At 62.0% G+C, this 20,122-nt stretch carries 16 protein-coding genes and 1 pseudogene; 9 read left to right on the top strand and 8 right to left on the bottom strand.

Annotated elements, in window-relative coordinates; all coding sequences use genetic code 11:
* Positions 1-7: 7 nt before the first annotated feature.
* Complete coding sequence (locus BLU01_RS13010; RefSeq protein ID WP_092275833.1) at positions 8-484, bottom strand: Lrp/AsnC family transcriptional regulator; 477 nt, start codon at positions 482-484, stop codon at positions 8-10.
* 146 nt (positions 485-630) lie between these two features.
* On the opposite strand from BLU01_RS13010, the gene BLU01_RS13005 reads away from it, so the two are divergent.
* A complete protein-coding gene (locus BLU01_RS13005; protein WP_092275830.1) occupies positions 631-1,260 on the top strand; it encodes a LysE family translocator in 630 nt (209 codons plus the stop codon).
* 3 nt (positions 1,261-1,263) lie between these two features.
* On the opposite strand, the gene BLU01_RS13000 is transcribed toward BLU01_RS13005, so the two are convergent.
* The 7 genes from BLU01_RS13000 to BLU01_RS12970 all read right to left on the bottom strand — a co-directional run bounded on the left by BLU01_RS13000 (position 1,264) and on the right by BLU01_RS12970 (position 10,605).
* On the bottom strand, positions 1,264-3,396 hold the full coding sequence (locus BLU01_RS13000) for a hypothetical protein (RefSeq protein WP_092275827.1): 2,133 nt from the start codon (positions 3,394-3,396) through the stop codon (positions 1,264-1,266).
* The gene (locus tag BLU01_RS12995; protein WP_092275824.1) at positions 3,383-4,579 is read right to left on the bottom strand and encodes a DUF3142 domain-containing protein; all 1,197 of its coding nucleotides are present in this window, start codon (positions 4,577-4,579) and stop codon (positions 3,383-3,385) included. The genes BLU01_RS13000 and BLU01_RS12995 overlap by 14 nt, the downstream gene beginning before the upstream one ends.
* 225 nt (positions 4,580-4,804) lie before the next feature.
* Entirely contained in the window at positions 4,805-5,650 is an 846-nt protein-coding gene (locus tag BLU01_RS12990; RefSeq protein ID WP_092275821.1) for a class I SAM-dependent methyltransferase, read from the bottom strand.
* Entirely contained in the window at positions 5,644-6,798 is a 1,155-nt protein-coding gene (locus BLU01_RS12985; RefSeq protein ID WP_092275818.1) for an acyltransferase family protein, read from the bottom strand. The genes BLU01_RS12990 and BLU01_RS12985 overlap by 7 nt, the downstream gene beginning before the upstream one ends.
* Positions 6,795-7,715 carry a class I SAM-dependent methyltransferase gene (locus BLU01_RS12980; RefSeq protein WP_092275815.1) on the bottom strand — a complete coding sequence of 307 codons (921 nt, stop codon included), beginning with the start codon at positions 7,713-7,715 and terminating at the stop codon, positions 6,795-6,797. Before BLU01_RS12980 ends, BLU01_RS12985 begins: the two co-directional genes overlap by 4 nt.
* Positions 7,712-8,992 (bottom strand): glycosyltransferase, encoded by a 1,281-nt coding sequence (locus tag BLU01_RS12975; protein WP_092275812.1) that lies wholly within the window; start codon positions 8,990-8,992, stop codon positions 7,712-7,714. Before BLU01_RS12975 ends, BLU01_RS12980 begins: the two co-directional genes overlap by 4 nt.
* A complete protein-coding gene (locus tag BLU01_RS12970) occupies positions 8,986-10,605 on the bottom strand; it encodes a glycosyltransferase (protein ID WP_092275809.1) in 1,620 nt (539 codons plus the stop codon). The genes BLU01_RS12975 and BLU01_RS12970 overlap by 7 nt, the downstream gene beginning before the upstream one ends.
* A gap of 429 nt (positions 10,606-11,034) precedes the next feature.
* On the opposite strand from BLU01_RS12970, the gene BLU01_RS12960 reads away from it, so the two are divergent.
* The 8 genes and pseudogenes from BLU01_RS12960 (at position 11,035) to BLU01_RS12925 (ending at position 20,107) form a co-directional block, all read left to right on the top strand.
* Complete coding sequence (locus tag BLU01_RS12960; protein WP_092275803.1) at positions 11,035-11,949, top strand: GDP-mannose 4,6-dehydratase; 915 nt, start codon at positions 11,035-11,037, stop codon at positions 11,947-11,949.
* Positions 11,946-12,917 (top strand): GDP-mannose 4,6-dehydratase, encoded by a 972-nt coding sequence (gene gmd / locus BLU01_RS12955; protein WP_092275800.1) that lies wholly within the window; start codon positions 11,946-11,948, stop codon positions 12,915-12,917. The genes BLU01_RS12960 and gmd overlap by 4 nt, the downstream gene beginning before the upstream one ends.
* A 3-nt stretch (positions 12,918-12,920) precedes the next feature.
* Positions 12,921-14,363, top strand: coding sequence for a mannose-1-phosphate guanylyltransferase/mannose-6-phosphate isomerase (locus tag BLU01_RS12950; protein WP_092275797.1), 1,443 nt, complete (start codon positions 12,921-12,923; stop codon positions 14,361-14,363).
* The gene (locus BLU01_RS12945) at positions 14,364-15,161 is read left to right on the top strand and encodes an ABC transporter permease (protein WP_092275794.1); all 798 of its coding nucleotides are present in this window, start codon (positions 14,364-14,366) and stop codon (positions 15,159-15,161) included.
* Entirely contained in the window at positions 15,161-16,426 is a 1,266-nt protein-coding gene (locus BLU01_RS12940; protein WP_092275791.1) for an ABC transporter ATP-binding protein, read from the top strand. Before BLU01_RS12945 ends, BLU01_RS12940 begins: the two co-directional genes overlap by 1 nt.
* A pseudogene (locus BLU01_RS12935) lies at positions 16,423-17,781 on the top strand (glycosyltransferase family 4 protein); the annotation flags it as partial. The gene BLU01_RS12940 and the pseudogene BLU01_RS12935, both read left to right, overlap by 4 nt.
* A 64-nt stretch (positions 17,782-17,845) precedes the next feature.
* A complete protein-coding gene (locus BLU01_RS12930) occupies positions 17,846-18,976 on the top strand; it encodes a glycosyltransferase family 4 protein (RefSeq protein ID WP_092275785.1) in 1,131 nt (376 codons plus the stop codon).
* Entirely contained in the window at positions 18,977-20,107 is a 1,131-nt protein-coding gene (locus BLU01_RS12925; RefSeq protein WP_092275782.1) for a glycosyltransferase family 4 protein, read from the top strand.
* Positions 20,108-20,122 lie beyond the last annotated feature (15 nt).

Genomic DNA, 20,122 nt, shown 5'->3' with positions numbered 1-20,122 from the left:
ACGATCCTTAACTGGCTGGCAAATGCCCGAGCGGCAGCGCGCCTGGGGTTTTCACAGTGTGGATCGCGAAATTGCTGCGAATGTCGCTGACCCCCGGCAACTTGAGCAAGCGCCCGGTGAGAAAACGCTCGTACGCGCGCAAGTCCGGCACTACCACTTGCAGCAGAAAGTCCGATTCCCCCGACACCAGAAACGCCGAAATAACTTCCGGCAGCGCCGTCACCGCCTCGCGAAACGTATCGGCCTGTTCGTCGTTGTGCCGTTCAACCTTGACCCCGACAAACACCGTCAACCCGAGCCCGACTTCATCGCGATCGACATTCGCCTGATAGCCGCGAATCACCCCCGCCTCCTCCAGCATCCGCACCCGACGCAAACACGGCGACGCCGACAACCCGATCTCATCAGCCAATTGCACATTGCTCAGGCGCCCGTCGCGTTGCAGGGCGGCGAGAATCTTGCGGTCGTAGGCATCGAGTTTCATCGCTTGGCAGATCCTGATGGTGAATGAGTGGTTGCGTGGCAGGTTATGCCAATCCCGCTGAGTTTAGAAGCCAACTACGCACGCACCTGCCCTGCCCTCCCGCCATAGACTGGATTGACCAAATCGACAACGAATGGCGGTGCAACATGCAAAGTCTCTGGCTGTTTTTCATGGCGCTGGCGGTGGTGTTTCTGTTGCCCGGCCCGGACATGATCCTGCTGCTGCAAACCGGCGCGCGTCAGGGCCGAGGCGCGGCGCTGGCCACGGCGATTGGTTTGGGCATCGCACGGGGTTGTCATGTCGCGCTAGCGGCGCTGGGGCTGGCGGCGTTGTTCAAAGCAGCGCCGTGGACGTTTGATGTGGTGCGGCTGGTCGGTGCCGCGTACCTGTTGTGGATCGGCATCCAATGCTTGCGCACGACGATGCTGCCGAATTTGAACACTGCCGCGGCGACCCTGGAAAAACCGCACTGGCGCGAGTCGATCCAGCGCGGTTTGCTGACCAATCTGCTCAACCCCAAAGCCTTGCTGTTTTGCTCGGTGTTGCTGCCGCAGTTCATCAATCCCCACGGCGGGCCGGTGCTCGCGCAGTTCGCCCTGCTCGGCGTGGCGCTGGTGGCGGTTGGTTTACTGTTCGACAGCGCTTACGCACTGGTCGGCGCCGCGCTGGGCCGTTGGCTGCAACGCAGTCCTTCGGCCCAACGGGTGCAGCAATGGCTGTTTGGCAGCCTGTTGATCGGCTTCGCGTTGCGGCTGACCTTTGTGCAACAGGCGTGAGCCTTAGCGGGTTGTGCGCCGACGGCGGTTGATCAGCAGCAGCGCGCCGGCCACCACAACCACCACCGCGCCGATCTGCACCGGCGTTTTGTACGGGCGCAGCGCTGAACGCACCGAATCCGTGGCTTGGGTCACGTAGCGTTTGCTGGCATTTTCAAAGTCGGGATACGGGCACTGGTGGCCAAAGTCACCGGCCCAGACCACGTACGGCCCTTCCTTGACGTAACGCTGATACAGCGCGCTTTGATCTTCGAGACTGGAATTCCAGCCCGCCGCGGTGCACAGCACGGCGGCAAAAGCGCTGCTGGTGTGCGGCAAATTGTCCGCCGCGCGGCTGGCCAGCGCGGTGGCGATAAACCGATAGTGGTAACGCTGATCCGGTTTGGCGGCGCTGGCCTGCTGGCGTTGAACTTCATCCTCAGCCACCAGTGGCCCGACTTTCAGCTCTGTACTTTCCAGGCTGTAGTTGCCACCGAACGTGGCGTAATCCGGGGCCATTTCATAGCCCAGGATCTCCATTCCCGACATCCGCGCAAACGCCGCGGCGTTGAACAGCGCCGCGGCGCGGGTGGTTGGCCACCAAGCGCTATTGGCCTCGTTTCGAAAATGCGCGTAGGCCTTGGCTTTGTTTTGCAGTTCGACATTGTCGAAATAAGCCGGCGCCTCATCGAAGCGCTCCTCACGCAACAAGCGCCGCCCGAGCAAATTGCGCAAACTCGCGGCCACCGGCAGCGGCACGTAGTTGTCGCGTTCCTGCTGGGTTCGCGGCGGCGGCGCCGGCACTTGCTTATCGACGTATTGCTTGAGTTCATCGACGGTCAGCACGCGCTCGGCGACGGTCGCGGCGTCGAGCCAATAGATCGATTGGCTGCGATAGAGCTGATCGAACGCTTGCAGATAATCGCCGCGTTGCAACGCAAGAATCGCGCTCTCACCCTCGACCCGGCATTTCGGCTCAAGGCTTTCGTAATCCCAGTCCGGGGTCTGCCGCGCGCCCCAGGATTCGTTGTCGGGGAACGCTTGGGCGGCTTTGGCATACGCCGCCGTCGCTGCCGTTTTGTCGCCCTCGCGCAACGCCAGTTTGGCCCGCACCCACCACGCCAGACCGCCGTCACCGGCGTGCTCGACAAACCCTTTGGCGCTGGCGTAATCGCCCTGCTGATAATTCAGCGCGGCGAGGCGATCAGCATTTTCGAGGCTGCCGCGTGTGCTGTTTTGCAGCAGTTTGATCAGCTTCTTTTCGTTCTCAGGTTGCTCACCAAATGACCAACCGACGCGACTGATCAATGATGCCGTGACCAATTGCTGCACGGTTTTGCCCTGCAGCAACGCGGCGACTTGCGGTTCCGGCATCGCCGCCAGTTCACCGACCAATTGTTTCAGCGAGGAATAGCCCACTGCCGAACCGTGGACGTTTTGCGTGGCGTACAGCTCGATGGCGCGGTTCCAGTCGCCGGCGGTCATGACCACGCGCGCTTCTTCGCCGAGGCTGGCGACGCCCAGTTCCAGCGGATCGCTGAAACCGTCGATGCTCAATTGGCGAGTCTGCGCGAACGCCTTTTGCGCCTGCGCCAACAGGTCAGGCGCGGCGCCCGCCGTGTCATGCGCGGCAAACAAGGCGCGGCCCAACGAGTAAGCGGCCCACGTGCTGCGCAACGTGCGTTGATCGGCCGGCAGCGCCAGGACTTTGTGGAAATACTCGGCGGCCAACCCGTGGTCGCCGTTGTTGAAGGCGACGGCGCCGGCCAGGTACAGGCGTTGTTCGGCAGGCAGACTCGCGCCCTGCTCTTCCACTTGGCGGGCATCGGTCAAACCGCGCAATTGCTTCACCAGCGCTTGCTGTTCGGCGCTCAAACCGGCCTGTTCAGCCTTGTCGCGCGGCTCGGTGTCCACCGGGGTTTCGTCGTAGATGTAGTTCGGCGCGGTGTTGGCGGCGGTGACGTTTTTCAGTCCGGCGATGGCGTGGCCGAGGCGGCTGACTTCGAACCCGAAGTTGCCTTCCGGCAGCTCCGACAGCGACTGGCCACGGTTATCCAGCAAGCGCATCGGGAAGTCCGGCCCGCAGGCCAGCGCGGTTCCGAGCGGCAAAGCGAGGCTCAGGCAGAGCAGATGACGCGGCCAGTTACGGGTAAACATGCGAACCTCCTTGATCAATATGTGCGCAGCGTGCCCAACCGATGGCGCGCTGTCCACCGGCCGCGATTCGACCGTCTTGCAGGCGGGTGAAAGTAAGCAGATCCGGGGTCTGTTGCAATGCATAACCGGCCAGCGCATCGGCGCCGTCACAGTCTTTCACCGCCAGCGTCAGGCGCTCGGGCCATCGGCTGTCGAGGTTGCCCTGATTGCTGATGGCGATGTCGTAGAGGCCGTTTTGTTCGGCGAGTTGCAGGCGCAGGCGCGTTTGCAGCGCGTCGCCGCGCGCGACCGCGTTCAAGGTGCTCAGGCTCCAGGCGCGGCGATCGCCCGCCAGCGGCAGGCGAAACCAGATCAGCCCGGCGAGATGTTCCGGCGGGTCGTCACGCAATTCGGCGCCGAGTTGGCTCAGTTGCAACGGATCGGCAAGCAATTCCCGGCGTTTGCCGACGCGCTCGACCGGCACTTCGCTTTCGACCACTGGCGCACCGTTGGCCCCCGGCAACAACGCCACGCCATACGCCGGCAACGCCAGATAAAAAGGTTTGGTGGTGACGCGGCTCCAGGCCTGGGCCCATTGCTTAGCCTGCCTGGCGTCGAACAAGCCGCGACGCGGATCGCTGACCGCGTGCACTTGCAACACGCTGCTGTCGACGCTCGCGAGCAATTCGGCCAGTTGCGCGCTGTCGAGCCAGGCCGGCAGCGCGGTGATGCTCAGCGGTAACGCGCTCGGCAGTTCAGCGCGCAATTGCGTGAGGAAGGTTCGATAGTCGGGCAGGCGCGCGTTGCCGGCATCGTGGTCGATTTCGACGCCGCTCACGGTTAAGCCTTGAGTTTGCCAATCGGCGAGCACTTGCTGGATCTGGCCGATGATCTGCTGTTTATCCAGCGACGGCAGCTGGCCATCCAGACGAATCACCGCAATCAGCGGCCGCCCGTCCTGCTTGAGCAACGCCGGATCAATCCGCGCCCGGCGCCAGCCTTCCTGCGGGAAGGCTTGCAACGCCAACACCCGCAACGTCGAGAAACCCGCGCGACTGTCACGCAACGCGGCTTCGTGGGCCGGCGTCCATTGGCGTTGCCAGACGTACAGTTGTTGGTCGAGCGCTGGCGCGGCGTGTTGCTCACAGGCATTGAGCAACAACGCAGCCGCCAACAGGGCCGAGAGACGAACGAAAAACCACATGACTTCCCTGATCCCTGAAATGCGAGGCCGACAGGGTAATGCACTCCACGGCAGACCGATAACCCCGTGGCGAGGGGGCTTGCCCCCGTTGGGCTGCGCAGCAGCCCCAAAACCCGTCACCGCATCCGTTCAGGCAAATACTGCTCACAGGATTGCGACTGCTGCGCAGCCGAACGGGGGCGAGCCCCCTCGCCACAATGGCTCACTGCTACAGGTGTGCGGTGATCAGGGTTTGCGGGCGATGATGACTTGGCTTTTCGCCACGACGGCGTCCAGCGCCTGTTTGATCTGGGCGCCGCGCGGTGATTCGAGAATCGCCTTCCAGGTGTCGGCCCAGTGATTGAGCAACGGGTGGTCGGCGTTGCTGAAATCGACTTTGGCTTCCCAGAACAACAGCATCCACATCGACCAGTAAAAGCCGTATTGGCTATGGCTCAGCACTTCCAGCCCGGCATCGCTGACCATGCCTTTGAACTGCTCTTCGCTGATGATGCGAATGTGGTTGGGCTTCTGGAAATACTCCGGCGCGGCGAGGTCTTTTTGCAGGTCTTCGGAGCTTGGGTGCGGCACGCTCAGCAGGTACAGCGCCCCCGGTTTGCCGACGCGCACCAGTTCGCTGAGGAACTGCGCCGGGTCGTCGACGTGCTCGATGACTTCGGTGGACACCACCCGCGTGGCGGTCGCATCGGCAATCGGTAACGGGTTGCAGTCAGTGACGTGGCATTCGACGTCGCGCGCCGGGGTGTCGCCCAGACGCTGGCGGGTCGCCTCGACTTTGCCCGCGTCGATGTCGGCAATGATGATCTTCGCCCCGCGCATCCCGCAGAAATGCACGTTGCCGCCATCCCCACAGCCGACGTCGAGCAGCGTGTCTTCGGCGGTCACCGGAAAACCGCTGAACAGCTCGCCAGTGGCCTGATTGAACCAGCCGCTGAGCATCGCATCGTGCAAGCCGAGCATGTACGGATCGACCTTCTCCACCGCTGGCGGCTCTACCGGCGTCACTGCCTGAACCGGGACTGCCGCAGGCGCGGGCGAGTGCCCTGTGAGTTTTTTCAAAATGCTCAGCATGAGGTAGCTCCAGAGGATGGGACGGCGGATCGCGGCGTGCTCAGACGTTGCACCAGGGCGGCGCCGCGATTACGCATGGGCATTTCGACGCAGCGGTAATTGAGTTCGCTCAACAGCACGATCAGCCCGCCCGCGATGGCAATGGTCAAAATCGGATGCCCGGCCGGGCTCGGCAAACCGGCGGCTTGTAAACGGAAAATCAATTCGCGCACCAGCAAATACGCCGGAATGTGGATCAGGTAAATCCCGTAGGAACGGCTGCCGACCCACACCATGAGGTTCTTCAGCAGGCCTTTGGGCAGCAAGTAATCCCGGTTGTAAGAGGCGATCCACACCAGCAGCGCGCTGAGCACGGCAATTGCGCCGATCCGGTAACTGGTGAAAGTGAAACGATCCGTCGCCATAAAACTCAGCGCCACCGCCAGCACCAGCAGCGCCGACACGCCCGCCCATGGCCGCCGCAAAAACCTCGGATCGCAACGCAGGTAACTCGGCTGCGCGCTCCACATCGCCAGAAGAATGCCGAGCGCCAGCGCGTCGGTGCGCACCACCATCAAAATCGGCGTGCGCAGCGTAAACAGTTGCACCGCGACCAGCGCCAGCAGCGCCCACACCAGATGCTTGCGGCAGAGCAGGATCAGCAGCGGGAACAACAAGTAAAACTGCTCCTCCAGCGCCAGACTCCAGTAGACAAAACTGGTGCCGTACTCGTAGTTGTAGAAGCTGTCGGCAAAACGGAAATTCGCGTATTGCGCGACGCCGGCCAGCGTCGCTTGCAGGTTGGCGTGCAAGCTGCCGAACGCCCCGGAACGGTTGATCAGCAAACAGGCGAGCAGCATCAGCGCCAGCCACAGCCACGCCGACGGCAGCAAGCGAAAGGCCCGGCGCAGCCAGAAGTTGCGGGTCTGCTGCCAGTATTCCTGGCGTGTGCTGCAACCGTGCAGCGCCGGAATCAAACTGCGCGCAATGACAAAACCGGAGATCGCGAAAAACAGATCGACGCCCCACCACGGTTGCGCCCAGGCGTGAATTTTCTCCAGCGTCGGCACGCTGTCGGTGAACAAACTGCCTTGCAGGTGATGGAACAACACGCCCAACACAGCGATGCCGCGCAGCAATTCGATGTCCATGATCCGCTTGCCGCTCATGCCCCGGCCCTCGGTACGGCCGCGGATGCTGGCGCAGCCTCCAGCGGTTTGCGCGCGATGATCACCTGACTTTTCGGCATGAATTGATCGAGCATCTGTTTGATCGCCAAGCCGTTGGGCTGCGCCAGCAAGTCTTGCCAGGTTTTCGCCCAACTCTCCATCAGCGGCGGATACGGCGCCTGAATCCGGTCGCGCACCGCGCCGCTCAAGTCACGCCCGGCCGCGCGTTCGCTGGCCCAGAAGAAGATCATGCCCATGACCCAGAAAAACCCGCTGGCCTGGCGATGCTCGATCACCAGCCCGGCGTCTTCGACCAGCGCGGCAAAGCGTTGCGCGCTGAAAATCTGTACGTGATTGGGCGACTGAAAATAGCTGGCCGGGGCGATGCCCTGCTGCAACTGTTCGCCCAGCGGCGCCGGCACGCTCAGCAGGTACAGCGCCCCCGGGCGGCCCATGCGCACCAGTTCGGCCATGAACGGCTCGGGTTCAGCGATGTGCTCGAGCACTTCCATGCACACCACTTTGCTCGCGCAGCCGTCGGCCAGCGGCAGTGGCAGGCTGTTGCTGACCAAACCGAGATTCTGTCGGGTCGATTGCGCATCGACTTGCCGCGCCAGTTCGCGAACCTTGTTGTGTTCGCTGTCGGTAAAAATCACCGAAGCGCCTTGTCGCACCGCAAACAACGTCGCCACGCCTTCGCCGCAACCGACATCCAGCAACGTGTCGTCAGCGCTGATCGCGAAACCCTTGAGCAACTCGCCGGTATCGTTGAGAAACCAGCCATCAAGAATCGCATCATGCAAACCGACATCGCGCGGCGAAACGCTGGCCACTGGCATGGGCGTTGGCATAGGCGTTGGCATAGGCGCAGGCAGTGGCGGCGCGGGCCACAGGCGTGCGAGCAGGCGCCGGATCATGCGTTCGAGGCTTCCAGGCGTTGCTCGAAAAACGCTCGCAGGCGCTGTTCGGTGCTGGCCTGACTGCAAAAGCGCTGCAGGCTGCTGACCGCGTGCGCCGACATTCGCGCATAACGCTCGACATCACTTTTCGCCACGTCATAACTGGCGCGATAGGCGCTGCACAGCGAATCCCAATCCGTCACATAACGCAGCGTGCGAAACGCCGCGCGCGGGTCGTGCGGCCACGCCGTGAGTTCATCAGTGGAATTGACGATAAACGCGTTGTCGCTGTCAACGTAATCGGCCATCGCAGTGTTCAGTGGCGCAATCGCCGGTTTGCCGCAGGACATGAACTCCATCAGCGGCAGGCACTGCCCTTCGCCGTAAGAACTGTTGACCACGTAGCTGGTGGCCTGCACCAGCGCTTCGTAATCGAGGTCGGCGAGGTAACCGTGGATCAACACGATCCGGCACTGATATGTCTGGTTTTTGTAGACGTGATGGAGCATGTCGTTGAGCGCGTTGGCGATGTCATGGTGAGTGAGTTTGAGCACCAGCGTCGCGTCGGGAGTGTCGCGGAACGTGGTGCAAAACGCGCTGATCATGTCCTGCCAGTTTTTGCGCCCGTCGTATGGGTTGAACACCGAGGTGTAGACCACGCCTTGCAACTGCAACTGGCAATCCTGCGGCGGGCCGTCGAACGTCAGCGGCGTGCCTTCGCGCAAGGCGGGCGGGCCATAAGGGCGCAGGTCGGTGGTGCGGCTGTCGATCAACAAGCCGCGCAAATTGAGGCTGACCGGCGCCACCACCGGTTGCTTGCTCAACAGTTCGCCGCGCGCGGCAAACCGATCCCAGACCGGCGCTGGAATCGCACAGATCGGGTACTCGGCGCCCATCACTTCGCGCACTGCGTTGACCGTGAACGTCGAATGCGTAATCGCCCGGCCGCACGCTTGCAGGACCACGCGCCAATCGTGACGCGGCTCGCCCTGCCAGCTCTCGGTAGGAATGGTGCTGAACTCCCAGGCGAACACCGGAATGGTCGGGCAGGCGTAATGAATCGGCGTGCGATGCGGCGGCGAGAACGAGAGGAAAATGCACGGCTCGCCACGGCTCAAACAGTCGAAATACAAGCGATCGACCAGTTCGTCCGGGTCGCTGACTTCCAGCACTTGGCCGATGCGCTCGAGCACCGGGCGAAATTCCTTGAGCACGAAGTAATAGCTGTATTCCGGGCGCCCGAGGTTTTGCTGGATGTTGCTCTTGTTGGTTTCCGAATGAATGATGATCAGCATGCGGTCGTCCCCACAGCGGCGGCCAGCGGCGTGCTTTGATCGCCCGGCGGCAGCGCCAGAAATTGCGCGAGGCGCTGCTGCACCGGGGCAAAACTGCAGTAATCGCGCATGCGTTGGTTGGCGGCGCTGGCCATGGCTTGATAGTCCTCTGGACGTTTTTTCGCCATGGCGTAGCTCTGCTCATACGCGGTTTTCAGCGAGCCCCAGTCCGGGCGATGGCGCAAGGTGCGATAGAGAATGCGCGCGTCCTCCGGCCAGATTGTCGGCTCGTGGCTGGACTTGACGATGAACCCGACGCGCTCGTCGATGTAATCCGCCATCGCCGTATGGTTCGGCGCGATCACCGGGCGCGCGCACGACATGAATTCCATCAGCGGCAAACACAGACCTTCGCAGCGCGAGGCGTTGACGTAGAAACTCGCCGCGCCGTACAGCCGGGCGAACTCGTCGTCCTGCAAGTAACCGTGGAGGATCACCACGCGGCAACTGAACGGCGACAGCTGCGAGAGCAAGGTGATCAGCTCGACGTAATAGGTCGAGAGATCGTTCTGCGTCATCTTCAGCACCAGCGTCGCGTCTGCGGCGTCGCGCAGGCCCCAGCAGAACGCGGTGATCAGGTGATGCCAGTTCTTGCGCCCGTCATCGGGGTTGAACACGCTGACATAGACCACGCCGCTGACGTCGATTTCGACGTGTTGGCTGGTGTCGGGCAGGTTGGCTTGCGGGTGTTCGGCGAGTTCGAGGGTTTCGCTTAGCGTGGTGGGCACTTGCAGGGGTTCGGGCGCAGGCGCTGGTGCGGGCGGCGCGGATCGTAACCGCGCCAGATGGGGGCGGACGGCCTCGGGCACCAGGTCGCGAGCCGCTTCGCGGTACCACAGCAGCGCGTTGTGCTTGAGCGCGCGATAGATTTCGCGCAGGTAATGTTTGCTGATGAATGCACGGCGGCGCAGGGTCAGTGGCGGTGGCGGTGGCGGCGCTTCGGGTTCTGGCGCGGGCGCTTCGAGATTGAGGCCACGGATTTCCAGTTCCTGCTCATTGAAGATCGGCGCGATCAAGCCATCGGCGGACAAGCCCATCGGCCGGCTGTCGAGGATGCAGCCCTTGATCTGCAACGTGGTGCCGGGGTTGATCGGCGTGCTCGGATACTGCTCACGCACCTCGGCGAAGCGTTCCCACAGCGGCGTCGGCAGCACCAGCACCGGGAAGTCCTGGCCCAGCGTGCGGCGGATCGCCTGCGCGGTGTGGCTGGACAAAGTGATCACCCGGCCATGCCGCGCCAACGTCTGGCTCCAGTCATGGCGCGGGTCGTTGTCCCAGTGTTCGGCGGGGATCGAGTCAAACTCCCAGGCAACCACGCAGACCATCGGGCATTGCAGATTATTCGGGGTTTTGTGCGGCGGCGTGAAGCACAGGAACAAGCTGTCTTCGCCGGCAGCGAGGTGTTGCTGGTAAAGCGCATCAACCTCGGCAACGGCGGACACCACGTGCACCCGCCCAAGGCTTTCGAGCACCGGGCGATAGGCCTTGAGCACGAAGTAATAACTGTATTCGGGACGCCCGAGACTCTGGCTGATGGAGCTGTCGTTGACGTCCGAGTAAAGAATGAAGTTCATGGCATCCCACGATGAAACCACCGTCCCGGCAGCCCCACTCTATGACGGCGAAGCGGCGGATCGAGGCGGCGTTTGCCGCGGCTCGTCGATCGTCTTCTTGCCCGTCTACGTTCTTGTTTTAATGGTCAGTTTCGCGGGGTCGAAAAAGCCCCCGGCCGAACCCTGGGTAATCGTGACGAGGGGCATTCTAAACACATCCGTTGCGGATTCGTGAACCGCCCAGCGAGAATAAATCAGGCTACGCTGACGAGAACTGACCAGTCACGGTTGGACCTGTTGAAATTGCCGAGCAATTGGCACAGATTGGCTACCAAACAACTACAACAAAACATTTCGCCTGTCTTTCGACCCATGAATCAACGCGGTCCTTAGGACATCCCCATAAAGCCTGTGGGAAATGGACGAAATGTATGACCAAGGGGCTGCTGTTTGAAAAAGCGTCTGTTCGTTACGGGTCTGACGGGATTCGTAGGACAACACCTCCAATCGCGATTGAGCGCTGAAGGCTCGCCGTGGCACTTGTTGCCCGTGCCGTCCCGCTACGACCTCGGCCAACCGGACAGCCTCGAAGGCCTGTGGCCGCAAATGCCCGACGCGGTCATTCACCTCGCTGGCCAGACCTTCGTCCCCGAAGCGTTTCGCGACCCGGCGCGCACCTTCAATATCAACCTGCTCGGCACTTTGAATTTGCTCCAGGCGCTGAAGACGCGTGGCTTCAAAGGCACGTTCCTGTACGTCAGCTCCGGCGACGTCTACGGCCAGGTCAGCGAAGCGCAGTTGCCGATCACCGAACACCAGCCGCCCTGCCCGCGCAATCCTTACGCCGTGAGCAAACTCTCGGCCGAATTCCTCAGCCTGCAATGGGGCTTGAGCGAAGGTTGGCCGGTGCTGGTCGCGCGCCCGTTCAACCACATCGGCACCGGGCAGAAGGACAGCTTCGTCATCGCCAGCGCCGCGCGGCAAATCAGTCGAATCAAACAAGGCCTGCAAGCGCCACAACTGGAGGTCGGCGACATTGATGTCAGCCGCGACTTCCTTGATGTCGGCGATGTGGTCTCGGCCTACCTCGCGTTGCTGGAAAAAGGCACGCCGGGCCAGGTGTACAACATTTGCTCGGGGCGCGAGCAAACGATCCGCAGTTTGATTGAACAGTTGGGGGACCTCGCTCAGGTCGACATGCAATTGATTCAGGATCCGGCGCGCCTTCGCCGCGCGGATCAGCGTCGCGTTTGCGGCAGCCATGCCAGGCTGGCCGAAACCACAGGATGGACGCCTGAAATCACCACACAACAATCCCTGCGGGCGATCCTGTCCGACTGGGAGAAGCGAGTGAAAGAACAATGACAAAAAGTGCACTGATCACAGGTATCACCGGCCAGGACGGCGCTTATCTGGCCAAACTGTTGCTCGACAAGGGCTACAAGGTCCACGGCCTAGTGGCCCGGCGCAGCAGCGATTCGCGCTGGCGCCTGCGCGAGATGGGGGTCGAGGGCGACATCGTCTACCTGGACGGCGACATGGCCGATGCCTGCTCGGTGCAGCGCGCGGTGATCAAGTCGGCGCCGGACGAGGTCTACAACCTGGCGGCGCAAAGCTTCGTCGCCGCCTCGTGGGATCAACCGGTGATCACCGGCATCGTCGATGGCCTCGGCGTCACGCACGTGCTCGAAGCGATCCGCCAGTTCAGCCCGCACACGCGTTTTTATCAGGCCTCGACCAGCGAAATGTTCGGTTTGATCCAGGCTGAGCAGCAGGACGAAAACACCCCGTTCTACCCGCGCAGCCCTTATGGCGTGGCCAAGCTCTACGGGCATTGGATCACCGTCAACTACCGCGAAAGCTTCAACCTGCACGCCAGCAGCGGCATCCTGTTCAACCACGAATCACCGCTGCGCGGCATCGAATTCGTCACCCGCAAAGTCACCGACGCCGCCGCGCGGATCAAGCACGGCAAACAGGACGAACTGCGCCTGGGCAACATCGACACCAAACGCGATTGGGGGTTTGCCGGCGACTACGTCGAAGCCATGTGGCTAATGCTGCAACAGGACAAGGCTGACGACTACGTGGTCGCCACCGGCGTGACCACCACCGTGCGCGAAATGTGCCGGATCGCCTTCGATCACATCGGCCTGAACTACCGCGACTACGTGAAAATCGACCCGGCGTTCTTCCGCCCGGCCGAGGTCGACGTGCTGCTCGGCAACCCGGCCAAGGCCCAGCGTGTACTGGGCTGGAAGCCGAAAACAGACTTGGATACCTTGATCCGCACGATGATGGATGCGGACATGAAACGCGTCGCCAAGGAGTAGGCCATGCTGATTCCTGTGATCCTCTCCGGCGGTGCCGGGACCCGTTTGTGGCCGGTGTCCCGCGAAGGGCATCCGAAGCCGTTCATGACCCTGCCCGACGGCCAGTCGCTGCTGGGCAAAACCTATCGGCGCGCGGCGGGGCTGCTCGACGGTTGGGGCGATATCGTCACGGTGACCAATCGCGAGTATTACTTCCAGAGCAAGGATCACTACCACGACGCGCAAATGGCCCGGCATCGCGGGCATTTCCTGCTTGAGCCGACGGGCCGCAACACCGCCCCGGCCATCGCCGCAGCGGCGCTGTCGCTGCAAGCGTTGCATGGCGACGAAGCGATCATGGTGGTGATGCCGGCCGATCATTTGATCGTCAATGTCGAAGCGCTGCAAAGCGCCGTCGAGCACGCGGTGACGCTGGCCCGCGCCGGTTATCTGGTGACGTTCGGGGTCAAACCGACCGCGCCGGAAACCGGCTTCGGCTACATCCAGACCGGTGCGCCGCTGGATGATCGCGGCGCTGCCAAGGTTCAGCGGTTTGTCGAAAAACCGGACCTGCAAACCGCCACGCATTACCTGGAAAGCGGCCACTTCCTGTGGAATTCGGGGATGTTCTGTTTCTCGGTGGCAACCCTGCTCGCCGAGTTGCAAGTGCACGCGCCCGAACTGCTGGAACAGACCCGCGCCTGCATGGCAGACAGTGCGCCGGTAGAAACCGGTGGCTGCCTGCAACAGGAGTTGTCGCCGACGCTGTTTGCCGAAATCACTGACATTTCCATCGACTACGCGTTGATGGAACGCTCGGACAAAGTAGTCGTCGTGCCGGCCGGTTTCGACTGGAGCGATATCGGTTCGTGGAGCGCGCTGGCCGCACTGATCGCGCCGGATGCGCAGAACAATCGCGCCAGCGGCGACGCGGTGTTCGTCGACAGCCACAACAACTTCGTCCAGAGCGAAGGCCGGCTGGTCGCCGCCGTCGGCGTGGAAAACCTGATCATCGTCGACACCGCCGACGCCGTGCTGGTGGCCCACGCCGACCGCGCGCAGGATGTGCGTCGCGTGGCCAAACAACTCAAGGCTGACAAACACGAAGCCTACCGTTTGCACCGCACCGTCAGCCGACCGTGGGGCACTTACACCGTGCTCGAAGAAGGCCCGCGTTTCAAAATCAAACGCATCGTGGTCAAGCCGGGCGGCAAGTTGTCGCTGCAAATGCACCACCACCGCAACGAACACTGGGTGGTCGTCGAAGGCATGGCCAAGGTCACCAACAACGGCACCGGCACGCACCTGGTGGCGAAGAATGAATCGACGTTCATCGCCGCCGGGCACAAGCATCGACTGGAAAACCCCGGCGTCATCGACCTGGTGATCATCGAAGTGCAAAGCGGCGAATACCTGGGAGAGGACGACATCGTCCGCTTCGAAGACCAATACGGCAGGACGGTTTGAATGCTGCTTAATCTGTACCGCTCGCTGCGCAATTACCGTGGATTCGTCTTCGGCAGCGTCAAGCGAGAGTTTCAGGCGCGTTATCGCAATTCGCTGTTCGGGGCCTTGTGGACCGTGCTCAACCCGCTGTCGATGATCGTCGTGTACACGGTGATTTTTTCCCAGATCATGCGCGCGCGCCTGCCCGGCGTGGACGATGGCCTGGCCTACAGCGTGTACTTGTGCGCCGGCCTGCTGACCTGGGGCCTGTTCGCGGAAATCACCACGCGCAGCCAGAGCATGTTTCTCGAAAACGCCAACCTGCTGAAGAAAATCAGCTTCCCGCGCATCTGTTTGCCGGTGATCGCGCTGCTGAATGCGGGCATCAATTTCGCGATCATTCTCGGGCTGTTCTTCGGTTTCCTGCTGATCAGCGGACGGTTGCCGGGCATGGCGTTGCTGGCACTGATCCCGTTGCTGCTGCTGCAAATAATCTTTGCCGCCGGGCTGGGGATGATCCTCGGCATCCTCAATGTGTTCTTTCGCGACGTCGGGCAATTGTTCGGCATCTGCCTGCAATTCTGGTTCTGGCTGACGCCGATCGTTTACCCGATCTCGATCCTGCCACCGGGCATCCAGCAGGTGATCAGCCTCAACCCGATGACCGCGCTGATGACCAGTTATCAGAACGTCTTCCTCTACAACCAATGGCCGGACTGGCGGTCGTTGATCCCGTTGCTGGTGATCGGCGTGCTGTTCTGCGTCATGGCGCTGCGGCTGTTCCGCCAGCGCGTCGGTGAAATGGTGGACGAACTCTGATGGGACATATTCGCGTCAGTGGCCTGGGCAAGGCCTACAAACAATACCCGAACCGCTGGAGCCGCCTGCTCGAATGGCTGGTGCCGTTTTCCGGCACTCATCACCATTTGCACTGGGTGCTGCAAGGCGTCGATTTCGAGATTCAGCCCGGTGAAGCCGTGGGCATTGTCGGGGTCAACGGTGCCGGCAAAAGCACGCTGCTGAAGATGATCACCGGCACCACGCAACCGACTTGCGGGCAGATTCAACTGCAGGGTCGAGTAGCGGCGTTGCTCGAATTGGGCATGGGTTTTCACCCGGATTTCACCGGGCGGCAAAACGTGTTCATGGCCGGCCAATTGCTCGGCATGCAGGTCGAAGAAATCGAAGAACTGATGGCGGAAATCGAGAGCTTTGCGGAAATCGGCGATGCCATCGATCAGCCGGTGCGCACCTATTCCAGCGGCATGCAAATGCGCCTGGCGTTCAGCGTCGCCACCGCGCGCCGTCCGGACATTCTGATCGTCGACGAAGCGCTGTCGGTCGGCGATGCGTATTTCCAGCACAAAAGCTTCGACCGCATCCGCAACTTCCGCAAGGCCGGCACCACGCTGCTGATCGTCTCGCATGATCGCTCGGCGATTCAGTCGATCTGCGACACCGCGATCCTGCTCGAAGGCGGGCGCATGGCGATGCGCGGCAAACCCGAAGAAGTCATGGATTACTACAACGCGATGCTCGCCCAGCGCGAAGGCCAGACCGTGCGCCAGGAGATGCTCGCCAACGGTCAGGTGCAAACCATTTCCGGCACCGGTGAAGCGGGGATTCTCAGCGTGCGCTTGCTCGACGCGCAGGGCCGCTCGGTCGAAGTCGCCGAAGTCGGCCAGCCAATGGTCCTGGAAGTGCAAGCCGAGGTTCGTGAAGACATCGAACGGCTGATCCTCGGGTTCATGATCAAGGACCGTTTGGGCCAGGCGATTTACGGCATCAACACGCATCGCCTCGACAAAGCCATCACCGACCTGACTGCTGGCGAGCGCGTGACCTTCCGGTTTGCTTTCGACATGCGCCTGGGCAAAGGCAATTATTCGATTGCCCTGAGCCTGTCGCGTCTCGACTCGCATCTGGATCGCAACTTCGAATGGCGCGACTACGGCCTGGTGTTTCACGTGATCAATAATCGCCAGGAAGACTTCGTCGGTTGCTCGTGGCTGGAGGCGCAAACCACCATTACCCGCTCCACTGAAAATGCGCTGCTGACAGCTGACCCGGAGGTGACGCGATGACTCGATTGTTGGTGGAATGCACTTACGTTTTCGAACACCCGAATGCCAACTCGGGGATTCAGCGAGTGGTGCGTAATGTCATCCAGCAGCTGCCGGCGAAGGACGCCCAACGCGAATGCATTCCGGTGGTGATGATCGATGGCGCGCTGTTCGAGGTGAAAAGCCTGGCGCCGTTGAAGACGCCGAAAATCAACCTGACCAGTCTGCGGGTCAAGCTCGAACAGTGGGCCAATCTGTTCTGGTTGCGCCACCGCACGCTGGAACGGCGGCGCCCGTTCCGCGAGTCGAAGTTCGCCCGCCGCGTGCTCTACGTGATGTGCCGACTCGCGGCGTTTGCCTGTCTGAGCCTGCCGATACGTGTGCTCGATCGGCTGCTCAAGGGCAAACCGGTGCCCGAGCGCTGCGTGCCGTTGCAGCATCGCGCCGGCGATCAACTGGTGCTGCTCGACTCGTCGTGGCACGCCAACTTCTTCCCGTTGGCCGAGCAGTTGAAGCGCGACGGCGTCGGCATTGTCTCGGTGATTTACGATTTGATCCCGCTGACCCATCCGCAGTTTTGCGACGCCGGGCTGGTCAAGGTGTTCAACGAGTGGTTCGACTGGATCGCCCGTACCGCCGACGGTTATGTGGCGATTTCGACGACGATTCGCGATCAGGTCCGCGATGAAATGCTGCGCCGCGTCGGCCCGCAACAGGTGCAGCAGCGCTGGTTCGACTACTTTCACCTGGGCTCCGAACTGGACTTGAGCGATGCGCGCGCGGAAGTCGATCGCGGCTTGTTGCAGATGTTCAAGACACCGGAGCCGGTGTTCCTGATGGTCAGCACCATCGAGCCACGGAAAAACCACGCTTACCTGCTCGACGCCTTCGAACGCGCGTGGGCCGCCGGCTCGACGGCGCGCTTGTGCATCGCCGGGAAGATTGGCTGGAAGTGCGACGCGCTGGTCGAGCGCATCCGCGAGCATCCCGAGCTGAACCGCCGCTTGTTCATGTTCAACACACTGTCCGACCGCAGCCTGGAGCACGCTTACTCGCACGCCACGGCGCTGGTGTTTCCGTCCTACGTCGAGGGCTTCGGTTTGCCGCTGGTGGAAGCCATGCAGCGCGGTTTGCCGGCAATGGGCAGCGACATTCCGGTGTTCCGCGAAATCGGCGGCGACTACATGGCGTATTTCGATCTGGCCGAGCCGCAGAGCCTGACCGATCTGGTCACCGACATGGAGCGCAGCGGCGTGTTCCCGGCGGCGCTGGGCCTGGCGCAATGGCGTTGGCTGAGCTGGCGTGAAGCGAGCGCGCAATTGGTCGAGCGCATCGAGCGCAACCTCAACAGGCCGCTGTCCGAGTCCGAGTCCGAGTCCCAGCCCGAACCCGAGCCCGAGTTCGAAACTGAACAGCAGCGTCAGCAACCCGAGAGCCAGCATGCGAATTGCCCTTAACGCGCGGATCCTGCAAGCGCCGCGCACTGGCATCGGCCATTACGTCGCCGAGCTGGTGGGCGCCCTCGCCGCCGAGCCGGACGTCGAACTTTCGTTGTTCCACGGCTGGGGCTGGAGCACGTCATTGCCCGAGGCAGCGCTGCCCGGTTATTCGCGGCTGACGCCGTTGCTGCGGCAGATTCCCGGGGCCTATCAGGCGCGGCGCTGGTTGACGCAGAAACGCTTCGATCAGGGCCGCTCGCAGTCGATCGACCTCTATCACGAACCGAGTCTGTGGCCGCTGTCGTTCGACGGCCCGACCGTTATCACCCTGCACGACCTCACGCATCTGCATTACCCGCAAACGCAACCGGCGGCGCGCTTGCGTGAAATCGAGCGGCGGCTGGCTGATGGCGTCGAGCAAGCGCGGCTGATTCTGACCGACTCGCAGTTTATTGCCGACGAAGCGCGCGAGTATTTCGCCCTGCCGGCCGAGCGTTTCATCGTCGCGCCGCTGGGCGTGGCGGCGCGTTTCCATCCGCGCGAGGCCGCCGAGATCGATCCGGTGCTCAAGGCACACGGCGTCGAGGCGCGCGAGTATTTCCTTTGCGTCGGCACGCTGGAGCCGCGCAAAAACCTTAATTTGGCCCTGCGCGCCCACGCCTTGCTGCCGGAAGCACAGCGCCAGCGTTTCCCTTTATTGATCGTCGGCATGGCGGGCTGGCAACGCGAGCACTTCAGCGAAGAACTGCGCCAGGCGTTGGCCGCCGGCCATGTGTGTTTGCTCGGCTACTTGCCGGACGAGCAGGTCGCGCAATTGCTGGCCGGCGCGCGTGCGCTGGTTTTTCCGTCGATTTACGAAGGCTTCGGCCTGCCGGTGCTGGAAGCCATGGCCAGCGGCACGCCGGTGGTGCTGGTGGGCCATTCGGCGATGCCGGAGGTCGCCGGCGAGGCCGGCAATTACATTGATGCGGATGATCCGCACGGCTTGCGCGAGGCGATGAGCCGGTTGATCGACGATAAAACGCACTGGCAGGCCTGCCGTGAAGCAGGGTTGCAGCAAGCGAAAGCATTTTCCTGGGAGCGTTGCGCGCAGATCACCGCCCGCGCTTACCGCCAGGCTTTGGGAGGTTAGATGCGCGTTCTGCATTTTTACAAAACGTCGATGCCCGATACGGTTGGCGGGATCGAACAGGTGATTTTTCAACTGTGCGAAAGCTGCGCTCAGCAAGGCATCGAAGGTCAGGTGTTGTCCCTGAGCAGCGACCCGACACCGCCCGTGGTGCAAGTCGGCCACCATGAAGTGCATCGGGCCAAACTCGATCTGCAATTCGCTTCCACTGGTTTCTCGCTGAGCGTTTTCAAGAAATTTCGCGAATTGGCCGCCGAGGCTGACGTAGTCAACTATCACTTCCCCTGGCCGTTCATGGACGTGGTGCACTTCGCCAGCGGCACGCGCAAACCCAGCGTGGTGACGTATCACTCGGACATCATTCGCCAGAAAACCTTGCTCAAACTTTATCGGCCGCTGATGAACCGTTTTCTCGCCAGCGCCGACCGCATCGTCGCTGCTTCACCCAACTATCTGCACACCAGCGACGTGCTGCAAAAGTTCCAGGACAAGACCCGGGTCATCACCTATGGCCTCGACAAGTCAGGTTATCCACAGCCCGACACCGCACGCATGGCAGATTGGCGGCAGAAGCTTGGGGATAAGTTTTTTCTGTTCGTTGGGGTGATGCGCTACTACAAAGGCCTGCACATTTTGCTCGACGCCTTGAAAGAGGTGGATTACCCGGTGGTGATCGTCGGCGCCGGCCCGCTGGAAATCGAACTGCACGCCCAGGCCCAGGCGCTGGGTCTGCGCAATATTCACTTCCTCGGACGGCTCGGCGATGAGGACAAAGTGGCGCTGCTGCAATTGAGCTACGCCATCGTTTTCCCCTCACACCTGCGCTCGGAAGCGTTCGGTATTTCGCTGCTCGAAGGCGCGATGTATGGCAAACCGATGATCTCCAGCGAGATCGGCACCGGCACCAGTTACATCAACATCAATAACGAAACCGGGCTGGTGGTGCCGCCGAGCAACCCGCAGGCGTTCCGCGAAGCGATGCGCACGCTGTGGGAAAACCCGCTGCTCGCCGCGCAAATGGGCGCGAAAGCCGAAGCGCGGTATCGGCAATTGTTCACCGCCGAAGAAATGGGCCGCAAATGGTCGGCGCTGTATCAGGAACTGCTGGAAGAGAAATCGCTGTCGTACGCCTGATTCGCTGGCGTACCT

The sequence above is a fragment of the Pseudomonas prosekii genome, assembly GCF_900105155.1.
GTDB classification, from domain to species: Bacteria; Pseudomonadota; Gammaproteobacteria; order Pseudomonadales; family Pseudomonadaceae; genus Aquipseudomonas; species Aquipseudomonas prosekii.
Note: the sequence above shows the minus strand (reverse complement) of the source record. Positions and strands in the feature narration are given on the sequence as shown.